General features: G+C 61.3%; 17 protein-coding genes. 9 read left to right on the top strand and 8 right to left on the bottom strand.

The features are described 5' to 3' along the window. Positions 1-138: 138 nt before the first annotated feature. Complete coding sequence (locus ACMGGN_RS07510) at positions 139-681, bottom strand: DUF3237 domain-containing protein (protein ID WP_115274563.1); 543 nt, start codon at positions 679-681, stop codon at positions 139-141. Between the two features lie 350 nt (positions 682-1,031). Between ACMGGN_RS07510 and ACMGGN_RS07505 the strand changes: the two genes are divergently transcribed. Beyond that, positions 1,032-2,447 carry a DUF2252 domain-containing protein gene (locus ACMGGN_RS07505; RefSeq protein ID WP_414156624.1) on the top strand — a complete coding sequence of 472 codons (1,416 nt, stop codon included), beginning with the start codon at positions 1,032-1,034 and terminating at the stop codon, positions 2,445-2,447. A gap of 24 nt (positions 2,448-2,471) precedes the next feature. Here ACMGGN_RS07505 and ACMGGN_RS07500 read toward each other — a convergent pair whose 3' ends face one another. Together ACMGGN_RS07500 and potE are read right to left on the bottom strand one after the other, a co-directional pair. Continuing rightward, positions 2,472-3,380 carry a transporter substrate-binding domain-containing protein gene (locus tag ACMGGN_RS07500; RefSeq protein ID WP_414156623.1) on the bottom strand — a complete coding sequence of 303 codons (909 nt, stop codon included), beginning with the start codon at positions 3,378-3,380 and terminating at the stop codon, positions 2,472-2,474. After that, positions 3,380-4,711: a putrescine-ornithine antiporter gene (gene potE / locus ACMGGN_RS07495; RefSeq protein ID WP_115274561.1), complete on the bottom strand. Its 1,332-nt coding sequence runs from the start codon at positions 4,709-4,711 to the stop codon at positions 3,380-3,382. Before potE ends, ACMGGN_RS07500 begins: the two co-directional genes overlap by 1 nt. Positions 4,712-5,321: 610 nt before the next feature. On the opposite strand from potE, the gene ACMGGN_RS07490 reads away from it, so the two are divergent. The 6 genes from ACMGGN_RS07490 to ACMGGN_RS07465 all read left to right on the top strand — a co-directional run bounded on the left by ACMGGN_RS07490 (position 5,322) and on the right by ACMGGN_RS07465 (position 11,921). Further along, positions 5,322-5,564, top strand: a complete 243-nt coding sequence (locus ACMGGN_RS07490) for a hypothetical protein (protein WP_414156622.1) — start codon at positions 5,322-5,324, stop codon at positions 5,562-5,564. Positions 5,565-6,063: 499 nt separating this feature from the next. Then, positions 6,064-7,605 carry an ABC transporter ATP-binding protein gene (locus ACMGGN_RS07485; protein ID WP_414156621.1) on the top strand — a complete coding sequence of 514 codons (1,542 nt, stop codon included), beginning with the start codon at positions 6,064-6,066 and terminating at the stop codon, positions 7,603-7,605. 12 nt (positions 7,606-7,617) lie between these two features. Continuing rightward, the gene (locus tag ACMGGN_RS07480) at positions 7,618-8,718 is read left to right on the top strand and encodes an ABC transporter permease (protein WP_012314840.1); all 1,101 of its coding nucleotides are present in this window, start codon (positions 7,618-7,620) and stop codon (positions 8,716-8,718) included. 58 nt (positions 8,719-8,776) lie between these two features. Next, complete coding sequence (locus ACMGGN_RS07475; RefSeq protein ID WP_115274558.1) at positions 8,777-9,703, top strand: ABC transporter permease; 927 nt, start codon at positions 8,777-8,779, stop codon at positions 9,701-9,703. A gap of 88 nt (positions 9,704-9,791) precedes the next feature. Next, positions 9,792-10,901, top strand: a complete 1,110-nt coding sequence (locus tag ACMGGN_RS07470; protein ID WP_046785854.1) for a BMP family ABC transporter substrate-binding protein — start codon at positions 9,792-9,794, stop codon at positions 10,899-10,901. Positions 10,902-10,958: 57 nt separating this feature from the next. Further along, positions 10,959-11,921 carry a 2-oxoglutarate and iron-dependent oxygenase domain-containing protein gene (locus ACMGGN_RS07465; protein WP_115274557.1) on the top strand — a complete coding sequence of 321 codons (963 nt, stop codon included), beginning with the start codon at positions 10,959-10,961 and terminating at the stop codon, positions 11,919-11,921. An 11-nt stretch (positions 11,922-11,932) separates the two neighbouring features. On the opposite strand, the gene ACMGGN_RS07460 is transcribed toward ACMGGN_RS07465, so the two are convergent. After that, a complete protein-coding gene (locus ACMGGN_RS07460; protein WP_161871952.1) occupies positions 11,933-13,117 on the bottom strand; it encodes a M20 aminoacylase family protein in 1,185 nt (394 codons plus the stop codon). A gap of 1 nt (position 13,118) precedes the next feature. Then, positions 13,119-14,420 (bottom strand): MFS transporter, encoded by a 1,302-nt coding sequence (locus tag ACMGGN_RS07455; RefSeq protein ID WP_237858643.1) that lies wholly within the window; start codon positions 14,418-14,420, stop codon positions 13,119-13,121. A 378-nt stretch (positions 14,421-14,798) separates the two neighbouring features. Between ACMGGN_RS07455 and ACMGGN_RS07450 the strand changes: the two genes are divergently transcribed. Beyond that, positions 14,799-15,938: a porin gene (locus ACMGGN_RS07450; RefSeq protein ID WP_046785850.1), complete on the top strand. Its 1,140-nt coding sequence runs from the start codon at positions 14,799-14,801 to the stop codon at positions 15,936-15,938. On the opposite strand, the gene ACMGGN_RS07445 is transcribed toward ACMGGN_RS07450, so the two are convergent. The 3 genes from ACMGGN_RS07445 to ACMGGN_RS07435 form a co-directional block, all read right to left on the bottom strand. Further along, the gene (locus ACMGGN_RS07445; protein ID WP_012314847.1) at positions 15,915-16,853 is read right to left on the bottom strand and encodes a LysR family transcriptional regulator; all 939 of its coding nucleotides are present in this window, start codon (positions 16,851-16,853) and stop codon (positions 15,915-15,917) included. The genes ACMGGN_RS07450 and ACMGGN_RS07445 overlap by 24 nt on opposite strands. A 137-nt stretch (positions 16,854-16,990) precedes the next feature. Next, positions 16,991-18,517, bottom strand: coding sequence for a cryptochrome/photolyase family protein (locus ACMGGN_RS07440; protein ID WP_174141928.1), 1,527 nt, complete (start codon positions 18,515-18,517; stop codon positions 16,991-16,993). An 8-nt stretch (positions 18,518-18,525) separates the two neighbouring features. Next, complete coding sequence (locus tag ACMGGN_RS07435) at positions 18,526-18,831, bottom strand: DUF6482 family protein (protein ID WP_046785849.1); 306 nt, start codon at positions 18,829-18,831, stop codon at positions 18,526-18,528. Positions 18,832-19,127: 296 nt separating this feature from the next. Between ACMGGN_RS07435 and ACMGGN_RS07430 the strand changes: the two genes are divergently transcribed. Further along, a complete protein-coding gene (locus tag ACMGGN_RS07430) occupies positions 19,128-19,478 on the top strand; it encodes a DUF2946 family protein (protein ID WP_144415465.1) in 351 nt (116 codons plus the stop codon). Positions 19,479-19,501 lie beyond the last annotated feature (23 nt).

Below are 19,501 nucleotides of genomic sequence, written 5' to 3'. Positions count from 1 at the left end.
CGCGAGTCCAAGCCATAGGCTGTGCGCCTTAGTTAGCTGGCGGGCAGACCGGTTTGCTTCGCCATTTCGGTCACGCAGGCTTTCTCCGCCTTGATTCAGCGACGCACAGTGTTCAGAAGAGCATAGTTTTATAGATAACTATTTCACTTCGAACGCGTCGTAGACCACTGCATTGCCCAAGCGCATTGCGCTACCCACGCCGACCGTACGATTGAGCCATGCGTATTGGGGCGCGGATGTCTCGAAACGCAGGGTGATGCGGAACTGGTACAGGCTGGGATCGACGTCTTCGCCCGCGGCCACCCTCTTCATGACCGCATCCGGCCCGTAACGGTAGCCTTCGGTACGCAGGTAGATCAGTGCACCATCGTCGGTCTGCAGCAGGTAGCGGGTGTCGATGATCGCCACACCCTCGGGGCTGACAATCTGCCAGTCCGCGCCGTTATTGAGGATGGTGCCCTTGAGCCTGGCCCCCTCGAAACGGCCGCCTGTGATCGGGATGATACGCCGCTTGCCCTGCGCGCTGGTTTCGCCCAGCTCCCACACCGGCGCGACAAGGTCCACCGTAAAGCGCGCCAGGGGTTCGAGCTTGAGCGGGGGCGGAGCGTAACTGGCAGCCTGGGCAAGGCCCGTGCAAACGCCAAGCAGCAGCCCAAGCAATCCTCTGCGAAGGTTCATCATGCTGCCTCCTGCAGTGACCGGGCATCGGGATTTGTCGGGTGCGGGCCTGGTGATGCGACCCGGTTTGCTGGGGGGCGTGCTACAGGCGCTTTCATGAGTGCAGATATCCTTTGTTATTGTTAATGGATAATATTGTTAATGATTATTTTTGTTAACCAATGATCTGTCAAGGTTCCTCTGGGTGCTTGCCGCAAAATCTTGAGCGCCCTGGGATGAGCGCCGAAGGGCGATCTGGTCACCCGGTGCAGGCTTGGACGCAGCACATGCTACGCTTGAATGAGCTGTGAACAGTGTCTTGGCGCTAGAATCAAGGCCCTGCCCTTCTGCCTTTGATCACCAAAGGTGCTCACATGCCCGAGATCAGGAAACAGGCCAGCTCGCACCTGCAAGCAGATGAGCCCGGCCTTCGGGAACACAAGCGCTTCGCGTCACGAACAGAGCGCCTGGACGCAGGAAAGAAACTGCGCGAAACGGTGCCGCGCTCGTCCCATGCATTCTGGAAACCGGCGCACAAGCATCGCGACCCTGTCGACATTCTCGAACAGTCCAACCGCAGCCGGCATCCGGCCTTGGTGCCCGTGCGCTATGGGCGCATGTTGCGTAGCCCGTTCACGTTCCTCAGGGGCTCTGCAGGCTTGATGGCACGCGACCTCGCGACACTTCCCCACACAGGTATTCGCGTTCAGGCCTGCGGTGATTGCCACCTGCTGAATTTTGGATTGTTCGCCACCCCCGAACGTAACCTGATCTTCGACATCAATGATTTTGACGAAACGTTACCCGCCCCTTGGGAGTGGGATATAAAGCGCCTGGCAACCAGTTTTGCCGTAGCCGCCCGCGATAACCGCCTCATCGATGAAGATGCCAGGCGTCTGGCTATGGAATGCGTTCGCGCCTACCGGGAACGCATGCGCGAATTGACGACGATGAGCCCGCTGCAAATCTGGTACGACCGCCTCGACGCACAAACGCTCATCGATATGGCCCCTAGTCTCAAATACCGTAAAGCACGTGAACAGTTGATGGCCAAAGCCAGGACTCGCATCGGCGACTACCTGTACCCACAAATCAGTGACGAAGTGGGCGGCCGGCGACGCCTGGTCGATCAGCCGCCGATTCTTTTTCATGTCGATGAAGCCGACTTCATCAACCGGGTGCATCTTGCGCTGGAGGATTATCGTACTTCTCTGCTGCCTGAACGCCGGGTCCTGTATGACCGTTATCGCCTGGAAGACTTTGCCATGAAGGCAGTGGGTATCGGCAGCGTCGGCACCTATTGCTTCGTCGGTTTGTTCTTTTCAGCGCAAAACAACCCATTGCTCCTGCAATTCAAGCAGGCTTGTCCTTCTGTGCTTGAACCCTATGCGGGCAAGAGCGAATTTGTAAACCAGGGCCAACGGGTGGTCACGGGCCAACGGCTTATGCAATCTGCCAGTGACATTTTTCTCGGATGGACCGAGAGCACCAAGGGCCGGCAGTTTTTTGTCCGGCAATTGCGCGACATGAAAATGTCACTACCTGTAGAAGGTGCATCGCTCGAACAGATGATGATGTACGCAGAGGTATGCGGCATTACCTTGGCGCGCGCGCATGCAAAATCAGGTGACGCCGCCTTGATCAGTGGCTATCTGGGTAAATCGAACACCTTTGATCAGGCCATAGGCGATTTTTCACTCGCCTACGCCGAGCAGAATGCGAAGGACTACGCGGCACTGATCAGCGCTGAGAAAAAAGGAAGAATCAAGGCACTGCGCGAAGAAGACTAATGTTGCGGCGCCAGCCGTTCACGGTCATCCGGCAACACATAAAGGCTCTGCAACAGTTTGTCCTGCGCTGTTTGTACCCCCAGGTAGCGTAAACAAGGCTTCTCCATCCGGGCCGGACAGCGCCTGGCTAAGCGCGGTATCCACCAACAGGCGAAAACCATCATCGCCACGGGCCATGGGCAGTGCGACACGGCTCGTGACAAACAGGTGATCCGGGATCCATAACCGGTCGCGCTCAGGCTGCTGGCTCTGCAGGGAAAGCAAAATCATCCTCTCGCCAAAAAACGCATCGACCTTGCGCTCGACCACCCGGCGCACACCCTCCTGGTAGCTGGACACCTCTTCAAGCCTGGACTGCAGGCCAAGCTTGCGAATACGCTCCCGCGCCCACTGACTGCTCAGCGTACCGCGCAGCACTGCAAAACTGTGCTTGCTCAACCCCGCATTGAGGGTTGCGCGCCACCGGGGGCCGGTATCGACAGGCTTACCACGCAGTGGCTCCAGAAGGCTGGCCGGTGCATCACGCCGCACCAGTACCGCAAGGCCGGTGGTGAAGACCGGTATGGAAAAATTCAGGGTTTCCCGTCTTGTGATCGTTTCCACCATCGGCGTGCACAGCAGATCAACCGTTCCCTCGCCCAAGGCGCGGACGGCTTGCTCCTGCGGCACCACATGCCAATGCACCTGCAAGTCGGCAAGGCCAGGTGACTGGCGAAGGTGTTGAGCCACTGCCTGGCACAATTCGATGCCATACCCTTGAGGTGACTGGGTACTGCCTGAAGAAAACGGGGCAAGGTCTGCGATGAAACCCAGATTGAGGACCTGACTGTCGCGCAGCCGGCTCAGCTTGTCGGCCACTGCTTCAGCGCTGCACACTGCCGCAAACGGCACCGAAAGGGCCAGGCACAGGGCAACCCATATGGACCTGCGCATCATGGCGCACCTCCAATCAAGTCCAGCACCTTGACGAAACGTTTGGCGATGAAGCCGAACAGCAGGTAACCCAGCGCCATGATCAGCGCAGCGCCAAACACCGCTTCCAGGCCCGAGGCATAGAGCGCATAGAAGCAATAGCACACCGCAACCAGCATGATTGCGCTGTTACGGCGGAAGATCTTTATATCCACCTGGGCCTTGTACATGATCACCAGCAACCCGGTCAGGGAGGTGATGTAGGGAATGATGTTGGTCACTGCCGCCAGGTTGACCAGCTTGCTGAACTGGGCGCTGGCATTGGGCGAAATGGTCGACAACGCAATCAGGCTCTGCAAGACCGCGCAGGTCAGCATGCCCGCCAGTGGCGCGCCCCTGGCAGTAACGCGGGTGAACAACGTGGGAAACAGCCCTTGCTCGGCGGTAACCTTGGCCGTTTCGGCCAGGGTGAACTGCCACCCCAGCAATGAACCGACACAGGCGATGACTGCCAACCCCATGATCACGTTACCGACCGTGTCATTGAACATGCGCGCATAGACCAGTGCAAAGGGTGCGCTGGAATTCGCAAGTTCGGGGTTTGGCACGATCCCCTGGATGACGGTGGTCGACAGGATATAGATCACCGCTGCGCCCAGTGTGCCGAACAGGCATGCAAGCGGCACATTGCGCTTGGGGTTCTCCACCGCATCCGAATTTTGCGCGGCCGACTCCATGCCCAGAAAGGCCCACAGCGTCAGGGGGATACTGCCGGTGATCGCCTGGCTCACCGGTATGCTGTCGGGGTTCCAGGCATCGGTAAACGTCTGCGGGTTGAACCAGTACCACCCCACGAAACTCAGGCCGGCCACAGGAATGATGACGCCCCAGACACTGATCGCGCCTAGCTTGCCGGTTATGTTCGCACCGCCGACATTGGCCAGGGTGCTGAACCAGATCAGCATCACCGTCCCTGCCACCAGCGGGCCTGGCCCTGTACCAAGCCAGGGCAGGAAAGGCGTCAGATAACCCACCGCGGAAATACCAATGGCGACGTTGCCGATCATCAGCGAGAGGAAATACAGGTAGGAGCAGAGGAAGAATGCGGACTTGCCATGGGCCTCTTCGCTGTAGGCCGACATTCCGCCCGAGCGCGTGCAATAGATGCCGCATTGCGCGAAACAGTAGGCGATGGCCATCGAACCCACAGCCGTCACGACCCACGATAGCAGCGACACAGCACCGATCTGCGCCATGCTGGCGGGCAGCATGATGATACCTGAGCCCATCATGTTGACGGTGACCAAAGTGGTCAGCCCGACCAAACCCATTTTCTTTGCTGGATCGCGCACAGGAATGACCTCCGAGAAAACAAGCCGGCTTCGATAGCGTTTCTGACGGTGCGACTGCCCCCCCGGCCCAACCCAGGAGGGGCAGAGCCTGATACAGGGTATTGCCCATCACACAAAGCTTGTGCAACCACACTAGCAATGCGTCGGCTGCAGTGGTTATCAAATGTCAAGAATAGTGCGAAGGAGCGTCGGCGCTGATCTTAGGCAATGGTTATTCACGGATTATTGGAAAGGCTGGTTATCGAGCGGATGCAGGATGACGAGACATGCAGGACGCCGGCCGGCATTACAAGCAGTCACGCCCGACCGCAAAAAGAATCAGATTTATCCCCTTTCTTGTAGTCCATTTCCCAAAGATACTCGCTACGCCTGTTTTTCGTTGCGGTCGTTATTTCTGAGTTTTAGGCTCGGTGGGTCGTTGCACATCAACGACCGGCTTTGACAGGCCGCGACGAGATACTTTGCAGAGCTTTGCCTTTAATGGCGGCTGTGTATGGGGCACGTTCGCGTGCGCCGGTTCTGGTATCCGCCGGTCTGTCAACCTATGCACAGCAGCCACCTAACTATTTGACAGGAGGTAGCAGGCGGCCCTGAAAATGGATACCAAAGCATGTTGAAGATAGTCCCCGATCCCCCGCACACCCTTCACTCCCTCGAAGACACGCTGATGATGGCTACCGACTACGCGCTCTGCGCCGAGGTCGTTGCCCAACAGGCGATGTTGATGCAGCCCAAAGCACCCGTGTCCTTGATGATCATGACCTCGATGCACGAGCTTGATGCCCTGCGCAAATTGCTCGAGTCAGCTCTGGCACAAATACAGAAACCAGCCGACCCGCAGACGCTGCATTAGTCCTCATCATGATCTGCCTGGCCTGGCTCTTTCCCCGGCTAGCTTCCTCGCACAGCACCGCCCCTGAGGTTGTAGACGACCCTTAGGCGCCCGGTGAAACCTGTGGGAGCCGGGCTTGCCGGCGATAGGGCCAGCCCAGGCATCCAGAATTTCGGGGAGTTCAAACAATGATTGCCGTAGTGCGCATGCTGAAAACGTGAAACCAACCACGCCTAAGGGACCAGCACGGTACCTGTGGGCTTGCCCGCGAAGGGCCGCACTGCGCTCCAGCAGTGACGCCCGTGTCGTAGCCGGCCGAACATGGCGACCACGCTGAACACGGCGCCCCAACTTGGCACCTTGGCGCCCCAAAACCACACACGCCGCTGCCGCAACGTTCACCAAGCGTGCCCCGCTCTCGGCCTGCAGCCCCTCTAACACAAGCCCTTGAACAATAATCTGACCAATTGGCCATGTTTTTGCTGTGCAACTGCTCATCACCCTGACCCCGAGCAGTCCCATGTCCAGATCCCCCTCGCAACTGCGCCTTGAGCTGCGTGCCATTACCAAGCGATACCCGGGCACCTTGGCCAACGACCGCATCGACCTGCGCATCGCTGCCGGTGAAATCCACGCCCTGCTCGGCGAGAACGGCGCAGGCAAGAGCACCCTGATGAAGATCATCTACGGCGTTACCGCGCCGGATGCCGGCCAGGTGCTGTGGGAAGGCCAGCCCGTGCACGTGCGCGACCCCGCCCGTGCCCGTGCGCTGGGCATCGGCATGGTGTTCCAGCACTTTTCCCTGTTCGAAACCCTGAGCGTCGCGCAAAACATTGCCCTGGCCCTTGGCCGCGATGCCGGAACGCCGAAGCAGCTGGCGTCGCGTATCCGCGAAGTGTCCCAACGCTACGGCATGGGCCTGGAACCGGAGCGCCTGGTGCACAGCCTGTCGATCGGTGAACGCCAGCGGGTGGAAATCGTGCGCTGCCTGATGCAGCCGATCAAGCTGCTGATCCTCGATGAGCCTACCTCGGTGCTTACCCCGCAAGAGGTCGACGAACTGTTCGTCACCTTGCGCGCACTCGCCGCAGAGGGCTGCAGCATCCTGTTCATCAGCCACAAGCTCAACGAAGTGCGTGCCCTGTGCCACGGTGCCACGGTGTTGCGCGGCGGCCGCGTCTCCGGCGCTTGCAGCCCGGCGCAATGCAGCGACCTGCAGCTGGCGCGGATGATGGTCGGCGATGCCGAAGGGCTGGAGGCAAGTTACCCGAAAAGCGCCGGGGGCTTGCCACGCCTGCGCGTGGACGACCTGTCCTGGCGCAACAAGGACCCGTTCGGCACGTCCTTCGAACACCTGCGCCTGGAAGTGCGCAGCGGCGAGATCGTCGGCATCGCGGGGGTCGCCGGCAATGGCCAGGACGAACTGCTGGCCCTGCTCAGTGGTGAAACACGCCTGCCCGCAGGCGAGCGCGAACGCATCACCCTCGACAACCGGCCGATGGCCCACCTGTACCCCGACGCCCGCCGCGCCCTGGGGGTGGCATTCGTACCGGCCGAGCGCCTTGGGCACGGCGCGGTGCCGGACATGAGCCTGGCCGACAACGCCCTGCTCACCGCTTTCCAGCACGGCCTGGTCAACCGCGGCCTGATCCACTCGGGCAAAGTGCAGGCGCTGGCCGAGCAGATCATCCAGCGCTTCGCGGTCAAGGCCCCGGATGCCCGCGCCACGGCACGCAGCCTGTCCGGAGGCAACCTGCAGAAGTTCATCCTCGGCCGCGAAATCCTCCAGGCCCCCAAGCTGCTGGTCGCTGCCCACCCGACGTGGGGCGTGGATGTCGGCGCCGCCGCGGCGATTCACCGTGCGCTGATTGCCCTGCGCGACGCCGGTGCGGCAATCCTGGTGATCTCCGAAGACCTGGAAGAGCTGTTCCAGATCAGCGACCGCATCGGCGCGCTGTGCAGTGGCCGCCTGTCGCCGCTCAAGGCCACCGCACAGACCCATACCGTGGAGGTCGGCGGCTGGATGGCCGGCCAGTTCGATGCCCCGCAAGACGCCGCCTGACGAGAGCCATTCATGTTGCTATCCCTCGAACCCCGTACCCAGCAGTCCCGTGCCATGCTCGTGCTGTCACCCCTGCTTGCCGCCCTGCTGACCCTGCTCAGCGGGGCGATCCTGTTCAGCGCCCAGGGGCATGCGCCCTTGCAGACGTTTCACACCTTGCTGATCGAACCCATCAGCGACCTCTACGGCCTCTCGGAACTGCTGCTCAAAGCCCTGCCAATCCTGCTCTGCGCCTTCGGCCTGGCGGTGGCCTACCAGGCGCGGATCTGGAATATCGGCGCCGAAGGGCAGTTGCTGATGGGCGCCCTGGCCGGCAGTGCCGTGGCGATCCACCTCATCGATTGGGAAAGCCGCTGGGCACTGCTTTGGGTGTTGCTCGCCGGCACGCTGGCCGGTGCGCTGTGGGGGGCGCTCGCGGCCTGGCTGCGCACGCACTTCAATGCCAACGAAATCCTGACCACCATCATGCTCAATTACATCGCCTTGAACCTGTTGCTGTTCTTCGTCCACGGGCCACTCAAGGACCCCGAAGGGTTCAGCTTCCCGCAGTCGGCGATGTTCGGCGATGCCAGCCGCCTGCCGGCGCTGTTCGAGGATGGCCGACTGCATGTCGGGCTGTACTTCGTGCTGATGGCCCTGGTGGCGGTGTGGGTGCTGCTGCACAAGAGCTTCCTCGGTTTTCAGATCAAAGTGCTTGGCCTGGACCGGCGCGCTGCCGGTTTCGTCGGCTTCCGTGAAAAGCGCCTGGTCTGGCTGGCGCTGCTGATCAGCGGCGGCCTGGCAGGCCTGGCCGGGGTCAGCGAAGTCAGTGGGCCGATCGGCCAATTGGTGCCGCAGGTTTCCCCAGGTTATGGCTATGCGGCGATCACCGTAGCGTTTCTCGGGCGCCTCAACCCGTTTGGCATTCTGGTCGCCGGGTTGTTGATGGCCCTGCTCTACCTCGGCGGCGAGAACGCGCAGATGAGCCTGAACCTGCCGCAATCGCTGACCGGGCTGTTCCAGGGAATGATGCTGTTCTACCTGCTGGCCTGCGACGTGCTGATCCTCTACCGGCTGCGCCTGAAGCTGAAAGGGCACCGCCGAGCGCCGTTGGCAAAAACCGCCAGTGCCTGAATTCCCATGACCCTTTCGTTTACCTGCCGTTCAACGCGTGCAGGCTGAGGCTTCGACTATGGATCTCGATCTGCTTGGCAACATTCTTTACGCCATGGTGCGCTGCGGTACCCCACTGCTACTGGTCGCCCTGGGCGAACTGGTGTGCGAAAAGAGCGGCGTACTCAACCTCGGCCAGGAAGGCATGATGCTTTTCGGTGCGGTGGTAGGGTTCATCGCCGCCTACGCCACCGGCAACCTCTGGCTGGGCGTCCTGATGGCGTGCCTGGCCGGCATGTTGCTGGCTTCACTGTTCGCCCTGGTAGCACTCGGTTGCCAGGCCAACCAGGTGGCGACCGGGCTGGCGCTGACCATCTTCGGTGTAGGCCTGTCTTCTTTCGTCGGCACCGCCTGGGTCGGCAAGCCCTTGAGCGGCTTCGAGCCGGTGGCCATACCACTGCTGGCGGACATTCCGGTCATCGGCCATATGCTGTTCAACCAGGATGTGCTGGTTTACCTGTCTTTCGGCCTGTTCGTGCTGATTGCCTGGACGCTGCTCAAAAGCCGCACCGGCCTGATCCTCCAGGCCGTCGGTGAAAACCCCGACGCCGCCAGCGCCATGGGCCTGCCCGTGCTGCGCGTGCGCACCTTGGCGGTGCTGTTCGGCGGCGCCATGGCCGGGCTGGCCGGGGCTTACCTGTCGCTGGCCTACACACCGATGTGGGCAGAAAACATGACCGCAGGTCGCGGCTGGATCGCCCTGGCGCTGGTGGTGTTCGCCAGCTGGCGAGTACTGCGTGTGCTGCTCGGCGCCTACCTGTTTGGCCTGGCGAGCATCCTGCACCTGGTGGCCCAGGGTATCGGCGTGAGCTTCCCTGCCAACCTGCTGGCCATGCTGCCGTATGTGGCCACGATCCTGGTGCTGGTGGTGCTGTCGCGCGATGCCATCAAAACCCGCCTGTATGCGCCGGTTTCACTGGGTCAGCCGTGGAAGACCGGGCGCTGAGGCCTCACGCCTGGCCCGCACCGTGCACCGCAATTCATGCCCCTCTGTTCTGTTTTCTTGCATTACCAACGCGCCCTACACAGCCAACATGAAGACCTACAGGAGCCACACCTTGAAGCCTCACAATAAAAGCAAATACCTGCTGCGCGCCCTGGCTGCCGCCATTGGCCTGAGCACCGCCCTGTCCGCCGCCGCCGCCGACCCGCTGAAAGTCGGCTTCGTCTATATCGGCCCGATCGGCGACCATGGCTGGACCTATCAGCATGAGCAGGGCCGCCAGGCCCTGATCAAGCAGTTCGGTGACAAGGTCGACAGCAGCTTCGTCGAGAACGTGCCAGAAGGCGCCGATGCCGAGCGGGTCATCCGCAACATGGCCAAGGGCGGCTACGACCTGGTGTTCGCCACCTCATTCGGCTACATGAACCCCACCGCCAAAGTCGCCAAGCAGTTCCCGAAGGTCACCTTCGAACATGCCACCGGCTACAAGCAGGACAAGAACCTTGGTACTTACCTGGCCACATCCTACGAAGGCCGTTACGTTGGCGGCTACCTGGCCGCGAAGATGACCAAGACCAAGAAGATCGGCTATGTCGCCTCCTTCCCGATTCCGGAAGTGCTGCGCGATATCAATGCCATCCAGCTGGCGCTGGACAAATACAACCCCGGCACCGAAATCAAGGTGGTGTGGGTCAACTCCTGGTTCGACCCGGGCAAAGAGGCCGATGCCGCCAACGCCCTGATCGACCAGGGCGTTGACGTGCTGTTCCAGCACACCGACAGCCCTGCACCGATCCAGACCGCCGAACGCCGCGGCATCTACGCCGTCGGCTACGCCTCGGACATGGCCCACTTCGGGCCCAAGGCGGTGCTGACCTCCATCGTCAACAATTGGGGGCCGCACTACATCAAGAGCACTCAGGCGGTCATGGACGGCACCTGGAAACCCCAGGACTACTGGGGCGGGCTTGCCGATGGCACCGTACAACTGCCCATCAGCGACCTGGTGCCGGCCGAGGTCAAAAGCGGCGCCGAACAGATCATCGCCAGTATCAAGGACGGCTCTTTCCACCCCTTCACCGGCCCGATCCTGGACCAGGCTGGCGCAGTCAAGATCCCCGCAGGTGCCGTGGCCAGCAATGCCGAACTGGCAGGCATGAACTACTACGTCAAAGGCATTACGGCGCAACTGCCCAAATAAACGCCGGGTGGGAGCGCCAGCCGCTCCCGCTTGCACCGCCATTTCACGGAGCCATTCATGAACACCCTGCCGATCATCGATATCAGCCCGCTCTACCAGCACGACCCCGCCGCACGCCTGGCTGTAGCCCGGCAGATCGACGCCGCCTGCCGGCAGTGGGGCTTCTACTACATCAAGGGGCACCCCATCCCGGCCACGCGCATTGGCGCACTGAAAGCGGCCGCCGAACAGTTCTTCGCCTGCCCGGCCGAAGAAAAGCTGCGCATCGACATCACCCAGAGCGAGCACCATCGCGGCTACGGCGCCATCGCCACCGAGCAGCTGGACCCGAGCCGGCCAAGCGACCTGAAGGAAACCTTCGACATGGGCTTTCACATGGCCCCGGATCATCCCGACGTGCTCGCGAAAAAGCCACTGCGCGGTCCCAACCGGCACCCCGCGATTGCCGGGTGGGAGGCGCTGCTGCAAACGCATTACCAGGACATGCACGCCTTGTCCCTGACTCTGCTGCGGGCGATGGCGCAGGCCTTGGGTATCGAGCACGACTTCTTCGACCAGCGCTTCGCCAACCCCATCAGCGTGTTTCGCATGATCCACTACCCGCCGCGCCAGGCCGCCAGCAGCACCGACCAGCAAGGCGCCGGCGCGCACACCGACTACGGATGCGTGACCTTGTTGTACCAGGACAGCACCGGCGGCCTGCAAGTGCAGAGCGTGGATGGCCAGTGGATCGATGCGCCACCGATCGAGGGCACCTATGTGGTCAACATCGGCGACATGATGGCGCGGTGGAGCAACGACAGGTACACCTCAACGCCCCACCGGGTGGTCAGCCCGCAGGGCGCGCACCGCTACTCGATGCCGTTCTTTGCCGAACCGCACCCGGACACGATGATCAGTTGCCTGCCCAACTGCTCCAGCCCCGACAACCCGCCCAAATACCCGCCGGTTTCGTGCAGTGCCTACATGCTGTCGCGCTTCGCCGAAACCTATGCCTATCGCCGTGAGCAGGCTACGTAGCCTGCGCCCCGTCAACTCAGATAATCCTCGACCCACTTCACCCAACAATCGGAGCCGATCTTCACCAGTGCATCGTTGAAGTCATAGTGCGGGTTATGTACCGAGCAACCGTGGAACTCACCTGTGCCGTTACCCAACATGAAGTAGCACCCCGGTCGCGCCTGGAGCATGTAGGCGAAGTCTTCAGTGCCCATCACCTTCTTGGGCATCCGCGCCAGCATCTGCCCCTCGGCAAACAAAGGGCGCAGGCTTTCACGCAGCTGTGCGCTTTGCGCATCGCTGTTGCTCAGCGCAGGCGCCAGCTGGGTAAAGTCCAGCGCGATCTCTACCCCAAAGCTCTCGGCATGCCCCTTGACCAGCGCCTCGATACGCTGGTTTATCTTCAACTGGGTTTCGGGCGTATCGGTGCGCACGCTGAGCAACATGCTCGCTTCATCAGGAATGATGTTGTAGACCGTGCCCGCCTGGATCATGCCGATACTGATGACCGCGTACTCTTCAACGCTCAGGTTGCGCGACTTGATGGTCTGGATGGCACTGATCAGGCTATTGAGGGCCGAGATGGGGTCCACCGCAAGCTCCGGCATGGCGCCATGCCCGCCTCTGCCGCAAATGCGAATGCTCACCCGCTGGGAAGACGCCATGGTCGGCCCGCTCTGCACCACGCAAGTGCCCACCGGCATGCCAGGCATGTTGTGCAGCGCGTACACCGAATCACACGGAAAACGCTCGAACAGACCGTCGTCGATCATGGCCTTGGCGCCGGCCAAACCTTCTTCGTCGGGCTGGAAGATCAGGTTCAAGGTACCGTTGAAGTTTCGCGTCGCAGCCAATCGCGAAGCCGCCGCCAGCAGGATCGCGGTATGCCCGTCATGGCCACAGGCATGCATGCGCCCGGGGATCTTGCTGGCGTGCTCGAAGGGGTTCTTCTCGCTCATGGGCAGAGCGTCCATGTCTGCCCGTAGCCCGATGCTGCGGGGGCTGTCGCCCACTTTAAGCACCCCTACCAGGCCGTGCCCGCCCACATTCCGGTGCACCTCGTAGCCCCAGGCCTGCAGCTTTTCAGCCACCAGGGCAGCCGTGTCAGGCGTGTCGCCGCCGAGCTCTGGCGCCGCATGGATCTGGCGGCGGATCCTGATGAACGTGTCCAGCTCTTCAGCCAGCTGCGGGGTTTGATTTCGCTCGAAGGTACCCATGTCACTCGCATCCTTTGTTTTCAGGGAAGTACTTGAGGCAGACCAGGCTTACCGCGCCCCCCACCAACAGGTAGTAGGCCGGTGCCAATGGCGTGCCCATTGCGGCAATCAGCCAGGTAGCGATCAGTGGCGAAAACCCGCCGAAAAGTGTCACCCCCAGGCTGTAGCTGACCGAGGTGCCAAAGGCACGCTGCGCCTTGGGGAAGCCTTCCATGATCAACGCGAAGTACGCTCCGGCGCCTATGCAAGTGGGCAGAATCAACGCCGCGACACACATCATTGCCAGGCCCATGTGCTCGACGTGCCCAAGCACGTAGAACACCGGCAGCGTCAACACCACGGGCGCGAGAATGGTCCAGACCAGCAGGCGTTTCCTGAGCTGGTACTTGTCGGCGAACTTGCCGGCCAGCGGGCATATGATCGCCATGCAGCCGCTGCTGATGCCGGCGATCGCCATGGCACTGCTTTGCGGGTAGTGCATGGCGGTGGTCAGGTAGGTGGGCATGTAGAACACGAACAGGTACATGCCGATGGTGGAACTGGCCATCAGGCCGATGCCCAGGCCGATGCGTCTGAGCAACTCCGGGTCCAGCGGCTGCCTGCCCTCCTGTGCCGCCGCGGCCTCGTGGGTTTCTGGTAGACGGTTGCGGATATACAAGCCTACCGGGCCGATCAACAGGCCGAAAATGAATGGAATGCGCCAGCCCCAGCTTTCGAGGCTGGCCGGGTCCAGCAACTGGCTCAGGCTGAACCCGAACCCCGCCCCGACCAGCGCGGCATAGCCCTGACTGGCAGCCTGCCAGCTCACACTCTGGCATCGCTTGGAGGCAGTACTGGACTCCATCAGATAAACCGATGCGGTACCGACCTCGCCACCTGCCGACACCCCCTGAATCAGCCGACCGGCGACCAGCATGAACGTTGCAAAGATACCGACCTGCGAATACGTAGGCGCGAAGGCGATCAAGGCAGTGCCCAACGTCATCAGGCCGATCGTCAGGCTCAAGGCGGCTTTGCGGCCATGCCTGTCGGCGTAGCGGCCGATGATGATGCCCCCCACTGGCCGCATCAAAAAGCCCACACCAAAGGTTGCCAGCGACATCAGGAGCGATGCCAGTGCCGACTCTGAAGGGAAGAAGTGCCGGCCGATCAGCACGGCGAAGAAGCTGTAGATCGTGAAGTCGTACATCTCCAGCGCGTTGCCCAGTGAGCACGCTATCAGGGTTCTGCGTGAGGACGATGCCTGCGCGTGATGCTTCGAGCCGGCCTCCAGGATCGTAGGTGCAGGTAGCGGTCTGTTCATTGTTATCTCCGATGGCGAATCACGGCATGCAGTGACTATCAGCCAATCGCGCAGCCAACACACTTGCGGTTTTGGCAATGAACTAACCAATGGTTAATTGACCGGGCGCTGGCGTGGCCGCTTTGCCTTGGGATGGCGCACAGATGCCCTGGCATCGTCCTTGTGCCCCGATAGGGGTCATCGAAGTTGGCCACTCAGGGGGATGGAAACAAACATTGGTCACTGCCATGCAGCAGCTTTGCGGGCAACTTTTCCCGGTCCAGCGAGATCCCGCCCACCTAATTAACCAAAAGACATACGTTGGCCAAACAAGCAATCACGCTGCAACCTGCTGTTCATCGAATCTAGCGCGACCGCATCCCGTGCCTGGAGTCGTGAATGAATACTTGCATCACTCGCACTGTGTCGTTGCTGTTGATGAGCCAAGGGCTTTGTCTTGCCATGCAGGCACAGGCCGAGGGTTTCCCTACCCTCAACCGGCTAGCCTCCGGGTTCGGTTACTACGGGGTGGATCAGGGGTTCGATGACAAGCTGAAGATCTACGGTACCGTGGATGCATTCGCCAGCTACCACGACTCTCAGCACCACTCAGGTTTCCAAATGGCGGGCGGCGGCGCCTGGACCAACAAACTCGGGGTGTATGCCCGAAAGGCACTTGACCCCGATACGGTGCTGGAACTGGACGTCGAAGAAGGCTTCAATCTGAACGGCAAGGCCCTGGAAGGGACGTGGGACAACATCGGCACGCTGCGCCTGGCAACGCTCGCCCTGCGCTCGCGGAGCCTGGGCAGGCTTGAGTTCGGCAAAACCTACGGGGTGGGGACCCCGACCTACGCCGACCCGTTTCTGGCGGCATACGGCTCACCGTATACGTTTCTGTCCATACCTGCGGCCGGCAAAGGCGCCTACTATCTCGACCTGCGGCCCAAGCACACCCTGGCCTACACCAGCCCGAGCATGAACGGCTTCAGCCTGGCAACGGCCTTGAGCTTCGGCTTCGATGATGTCGCCAGCCAGGGGCGTACGGTGCGTGGTGGGGGTGCGAAGCTGCAGTACCGAAATAGCCGTGTGATGCTGCTGGGGTCTTACAACCTGTATTACAGCGACCCATGGGACGATGGTGGCAGCTCTCGCCAGACTGCCAACCACTACACAAGCCTGTCGGCGTTCTATGATTTCGGCCCACTGGCCACCAGCCTGACCTGGCAACGCCAGGATGTAGACCAAGCGGGCACACCCACTACCACCGTGTACACCTTCGGCCTGATGGCCCCGGTGGGCAAGCTTGACGTGCTCAGGCTGGCGGTGGTCCAGCGGACCGTATCGGCCCGCGAAAAGGACGCGCTGGGGGTAGTGCTTGGCTACGACCATTTTTTCAACCCGCGCTGGGCCGCCTATGCGCGCCTGGGTGTTATCGCCAACCAAGGCGCGTCATCGGTGACCTACGCAGGCACTCCGGTTGATCAGGTGGGAGATGACCCAAGCAATATTTCACTAGGCATGTACTACCACTTCTGAAACGTCCCGCGGCAGCGTCTTGAGGACTCTTGCGCGCAAGCTGTGGAAGAGTTCCTGAGCGGGGGCCGTGAGGCTATCACGGTCGATGCAGACGAGATTGATTGGATAGTCTGGTACCAACTCCTGCACCGCCACTTGAATGAACTCCGGCCGGGTCGCGAAGGTGAAGGCATCGTTTACGGCCAGTTCACTGATGGTCATCAGCGACTCCGTGTTCTTTAGGAGCTTGAGGGCCATCATTATCGACGTGCACTCCACCGCGCTCTGCGGCACGCGCAGGCCGTTGACCTCGAACAACTGGTGAAACTGCGATGCCTGATCGGTCAGCTCGTCCAGGCTGATCCAGTTGGCGTATTGCAGCGAACGCAGTGACTGGGAAAACTTCTGCTGGTTGGACGCATGGCAGATCACCTTGCCCTTGATGCTGCCCACTGCCTCCCAATCCAGATTGAGACGGCTCAAGGGTTGCTGGGAGGTGATGGCAAAGTCCAGGCTACCGTCGCGCAGGCGTTGCAGGATCTGGCTGGGACGCAGATCGGTGATTGTGATTTTCACCCGCGGGTACTTGCGCCGAAACGCCAGGATGCTTTCATCCACCCCGTCAAGCATCGCCGTCAGCGAGGTGACGCCGATCGACACCGCCCCCAATGCGGCATCCTGAATGCTTGCCGCCTCGATCTGCAAACGGCGGATACTCTCCACCACCAGGTTGGCATGACGGATGATGCGCTTGCCCTCATCGGTCAACGCCATGCCCTTGTACGAACGCTGCAACAGGGTGAACCCCAACTCCCGCTCCAGTTCCTTGATCGAGCGGCTCAGGGCAGGTTGCGTGATGTGCAAGATTTTGGAGGCCTCGAGAATGCTTCCCCCCTGGTGAATGGCAACGAGCGCCTTGAGCTGATGAAGTTTCAAGCGTGAACACCTTATCGAGAGCGGCGGGTTTCAGGTTTGCGCCGAGCGGTTGGCCAAAGAGAATCACAAATGTGCATGATGGCTGCTTGGCGGTATCTGCAGATCAGGGAAAAGTGGTCGCTTATCGAACGGTTATTTCATAGGCTCTGGCCACTGTCGAGGCGGGCCAACAAGGCTTCGCCACGCGCCCAAACGCCCTCGCGCCTGGCAACCGACATGCCGTCAAGGCTGCGATAGACCAATGCCAGGCGGGGGTTGCCAGCCAATAGGTCACGATGGCGGATGATGAAGTGCCAGTACAGCGCGTTGAACGGGCAGGCATCCTCCTCTACCGCATGCTCGACCTTGTAGCTGCAGGCCTTGCAGTGGTCGGACATGCGCTGGATGTAACGGCCACTGGCGCAATACGGTTTGGACCCCAGGTAGCCGCCGTCAGCGTGCATCACCATGCCGAGCGTGTTGGGCAGTTCCACCCAGTCGAAGGCATCCATGTACACGGCCAGGTACCACTCGCATATCGCGCTGGGCTCAATGCCGGCGAGCAGTGCGAAGTTGCCCGTGACCATCAGCCGCTGAATGTGGTGTGCATAGCCCAACTGCAGGGTCTGGCCGATGGCCTGCTCCATGCAGCGCATGCGGGTATGCCCGGTCCAGTAGAATTCCGGCAACGCACGGTCGTTGCCCAGGTAATTGAGCCCGGCATACTCAGGCATGCGTAGCCAATAGATGCCGCGCACATACTCGCGCCAGCCGATCAGCTGGCGGATGAAACCTTCAGCCGCGTTGAGCGGTACCCGCGCCTCACGCCAGGCATTGTCCACGTCTTCGCACAACCGCCGCACATCCAGCAACCCGATGTTCAGGGCCGCACTGATACGCGCATGGAACAGGAACGGCTCGCCCTCGGCCATGGCGTCCTGGTAGTCGCCGAACGCGGCCAGGCCAAACTCGAGAAAATGTTCCCAGAGCTGCTGGGCCTGTTCATGGGTCACGGGATAGTCGAACCCTTCTACCGCCCCGTAATGGTCACTGAAGCATTCGCCGACCAGCGCCACGACCGCCGTGGTGATTTCGTCCTGGGCAAAGCGCGCCGGGAACGGTCCGCGCAGCCCCCGTGGCAAGGGTTTGCGATTGTCACCATCCAGGTTCCAGGTGCCACCCACCGGGCTGCCATCGGGCTCCAGCAGAAGGCCGCAACGCTTGCGCATGCCGCGGTAAAAGTGCTCCATACGCAATTGGCGACGGTCTTTTGCCCAGCGTGCGAAAGCATCACGCGAGCAAAGAAACCGTGTATCGCGATGCCATACCAGTGGTAAGCCGGCGTCATTCAAAGCCTGCTCCAGGCGCCACTCACCACACTCGGTCAGGTGGATGTGCGTCGCACCCAGCGCCTGCTGCCACCGTCGCAGTTCACCAGCAATGCTGCCGCTGTTGCCGGGTGCGTTCAGCTCCACATACTCCACCCGCCAGCCGCGTTCACGCAGCGCCTGGGCAAAATGGCGCATGGCGCTGAAAATGAGCACGATCTTTTGCGGATGATGCGGCACGTAGCGCGCCTCGCCCTGCACTTCCGCCATCAGGATCACGTCGTGTGCAGGGTCCAGCGCGGCGAGGCTTGCCAGGTCGAACGACAGTTGATCCCCCAGCACCAGGCCCAAGCGCAATGCACGGTCTACCACTGGCTGGCCAGCGTCACCGGCACGCGCAGAGGCTCGACAGGGCCGTTGCGCTGCCCGCACATCTCGTCATGCACCACCTGCTGCACCAGCATGCACGGCACAGGCGGCAGATCGGCCAGCAGTTGTCGCAGCTCGGTGGTCGAGCGAAAGCGCACCGCCTGGCCGTTTGCATCGCTGAGCGTGAGCGGCCCGGCGTCAGTCAGCGCCCGCAGGATGTAAAAGCCGCCTTCCAGCGACAGCAGCTCAAGTTCTTTAACGTCACCGGCTGCTGCCAGCTCCGTCAGGTTGTGCAGATTCATGGCGTGTACTCCATAAGGCAGGCATCACCTGCGCGGGGGCATTTGCAAACGTTTAGGCTCGCTAAATCCTATACAAGAATAGCTTCTTGTACAGGTTTTGGGCTTTTATATATTTATCCTCCGTGCGCGAGCCGCGTTCAGCAGATGAAACGATGCAGCGTTCATCCAGTGCCCTTTGTGTGCACACACCTCTTTTCAGATACTGCAGAACCGTTAGAATCGCGTTCTCATCCCCTCACCCGTCCCCGAGCTACCCTTTGAACCTGGCCCGCCCCGAAAAAGCACTGGTTGCCTGGATGCTGTACTTCAGCATCCTGTTCGGCTCGTTGCTCTGCGCAATGGGGCATGGGCAGATGGCCGGGCTGCGCCTCAGCGGCCTGGACGACGCCGCTTGGTGCGCCGCCGACAGCAGCGGTGCATTCAAGGGTGACCAGGACATCACCGACCCGATGCCGCCCACCGGCGCCGACTGTGTGATCACCAGCCTGTTCTGCGCCAGCCTGCTTGCCGCCTTCTTCGGCCTGCTGGCCCTGCTCGCTGGCGAGTCGCGCACACCCTTGCCCAGGCAACCGCCGCCGCGCCTGCCCAAACACCGCTGGCCGTTAGTCAACCCCCGCGCCTCACCCGCCCCCCTTCCCGTGCTCTGACATCGCCACGCCGCGGCATCGCC

Origin of the sequence: Pseudomonas sp. BNK-30, assembly GCF_047456185.1 — a bacterium.
In the GTDB taxonomy this organism is placed as follows: Bacteria; Pseudomonadota; Gammaproteobacteria; order Pseudomonadales; family Pseudomonadaceae; genus Aquipseudomonas; species Aquipseudomonas putida_E.
This window is presented reverse-complemented; position numbering and strand designations above follow the sequence as displayed.

Excerpts from the sequence above, each read along its gene's own strand:
- ACMGGN_RS07510 (WP_115274563.1), bottom strand. The coding sequence starts at position 681 with ATGATGAACCTTCGCAGAGGATTGCTTGGGCTGCTGCTTGGCGTTTGC.
- ACMGGN_RS07505 (WP_414156624.1), top strand. The coding sequence starts at position 1,032 with ATGCCCGAGATCAGGAAACAGGCCAGCTCGCACCTGCAAGCAGATGAG.
- ACMGGN_RS07500 (WP_414156623.1), bottom strand. The coding sequence starts at position 3,380 with ATGCGCAGGTCCATATGGGTTGCCCTGTGCCTGGCCCTTTCGGTGCCG.
- ACMGGN_RS07490 (WP_414156622.1), top strand. The coding sequence starts at position 5,322 with ATGTTGAAGATAGTCCCCGATCCCCCGCACACCCTTCACTCCCTCGAA.
- ACMGGN_RS07485 (WP_414156621.1), top strand. The coding sequence starts at position 6,064 with ATGTCCAGATCCCCCTCGCAACTGCGCCTTGAGCTGCGTGCCATTACC.
- ACMGGN_RS07480 (WP_012314840.1), top strand. The coding sequence starts at position 7,618 with ATGTTGCTATCCCTCGAACCCCGTACCCAGCAGTCCCGTGCCATGCTC.
- ACMGGN_RS07475 (WP_115274558.1), top strand. The coding sequence starts at position 8,777 with ATGGATCTCGATCTGCTTGGCAACATTCTTTACGCCATGGTGCGCTGC.
- ACMGGN_RS07470 (WP_046785854.1), top strand. The coding sequence starts at position 9,792 with ATGAAGACCTACAGGAGCCACACCTTGAAGCCTCACAATAAAAGCAAA.
- ACMGGN_RS07465 (WP_115274557.1), top strand. The coding sequence starts at position 10,959 with ATGAACACCCTGCCGATCATCGATATCAGCCCGCTCTACCAGCACGAC.
- ACMGGN_RS07460 (WP_161871952.1), bottom strand. The coding sequence starts at position 13,117 with ATGGGTACCTTCGAGCGAAATCAAACCCCGCAGCTGGCTGAAGAGCTG.
- ACMGGN_RS07455 (WP_237858643.1), bottom strand. The coding sequence starts at position 14,420 with ATGAACAGACCGCTACCTGCACCTACGATCCTGGAGGCCGGCTCGAAG.
- ACMGGN_RS07450 (WP_046785850.1), top strand. The coding sequence starts at position 14,799 with ATGAATACTTGCATCACTCGCACTGTGTCGTTGCTGTTGATGAGCCAA.
- ACMGGN_RS07435 (WP_046785849.1), bottom strand. The coding sequence starts at position 18,831 with ATGAATCTGCACAACCTGACGGAGCTGGCAGCAGCCGGTGACGTTAAA.
- ACMGGN_RS07430 (WP_144415465.1), top strand. The coding sequence starts at position 19,128 with ATGCTGTACTTCAGCATCCTGTTCGGCTCGTTGCTCTGCGCAATGGGG.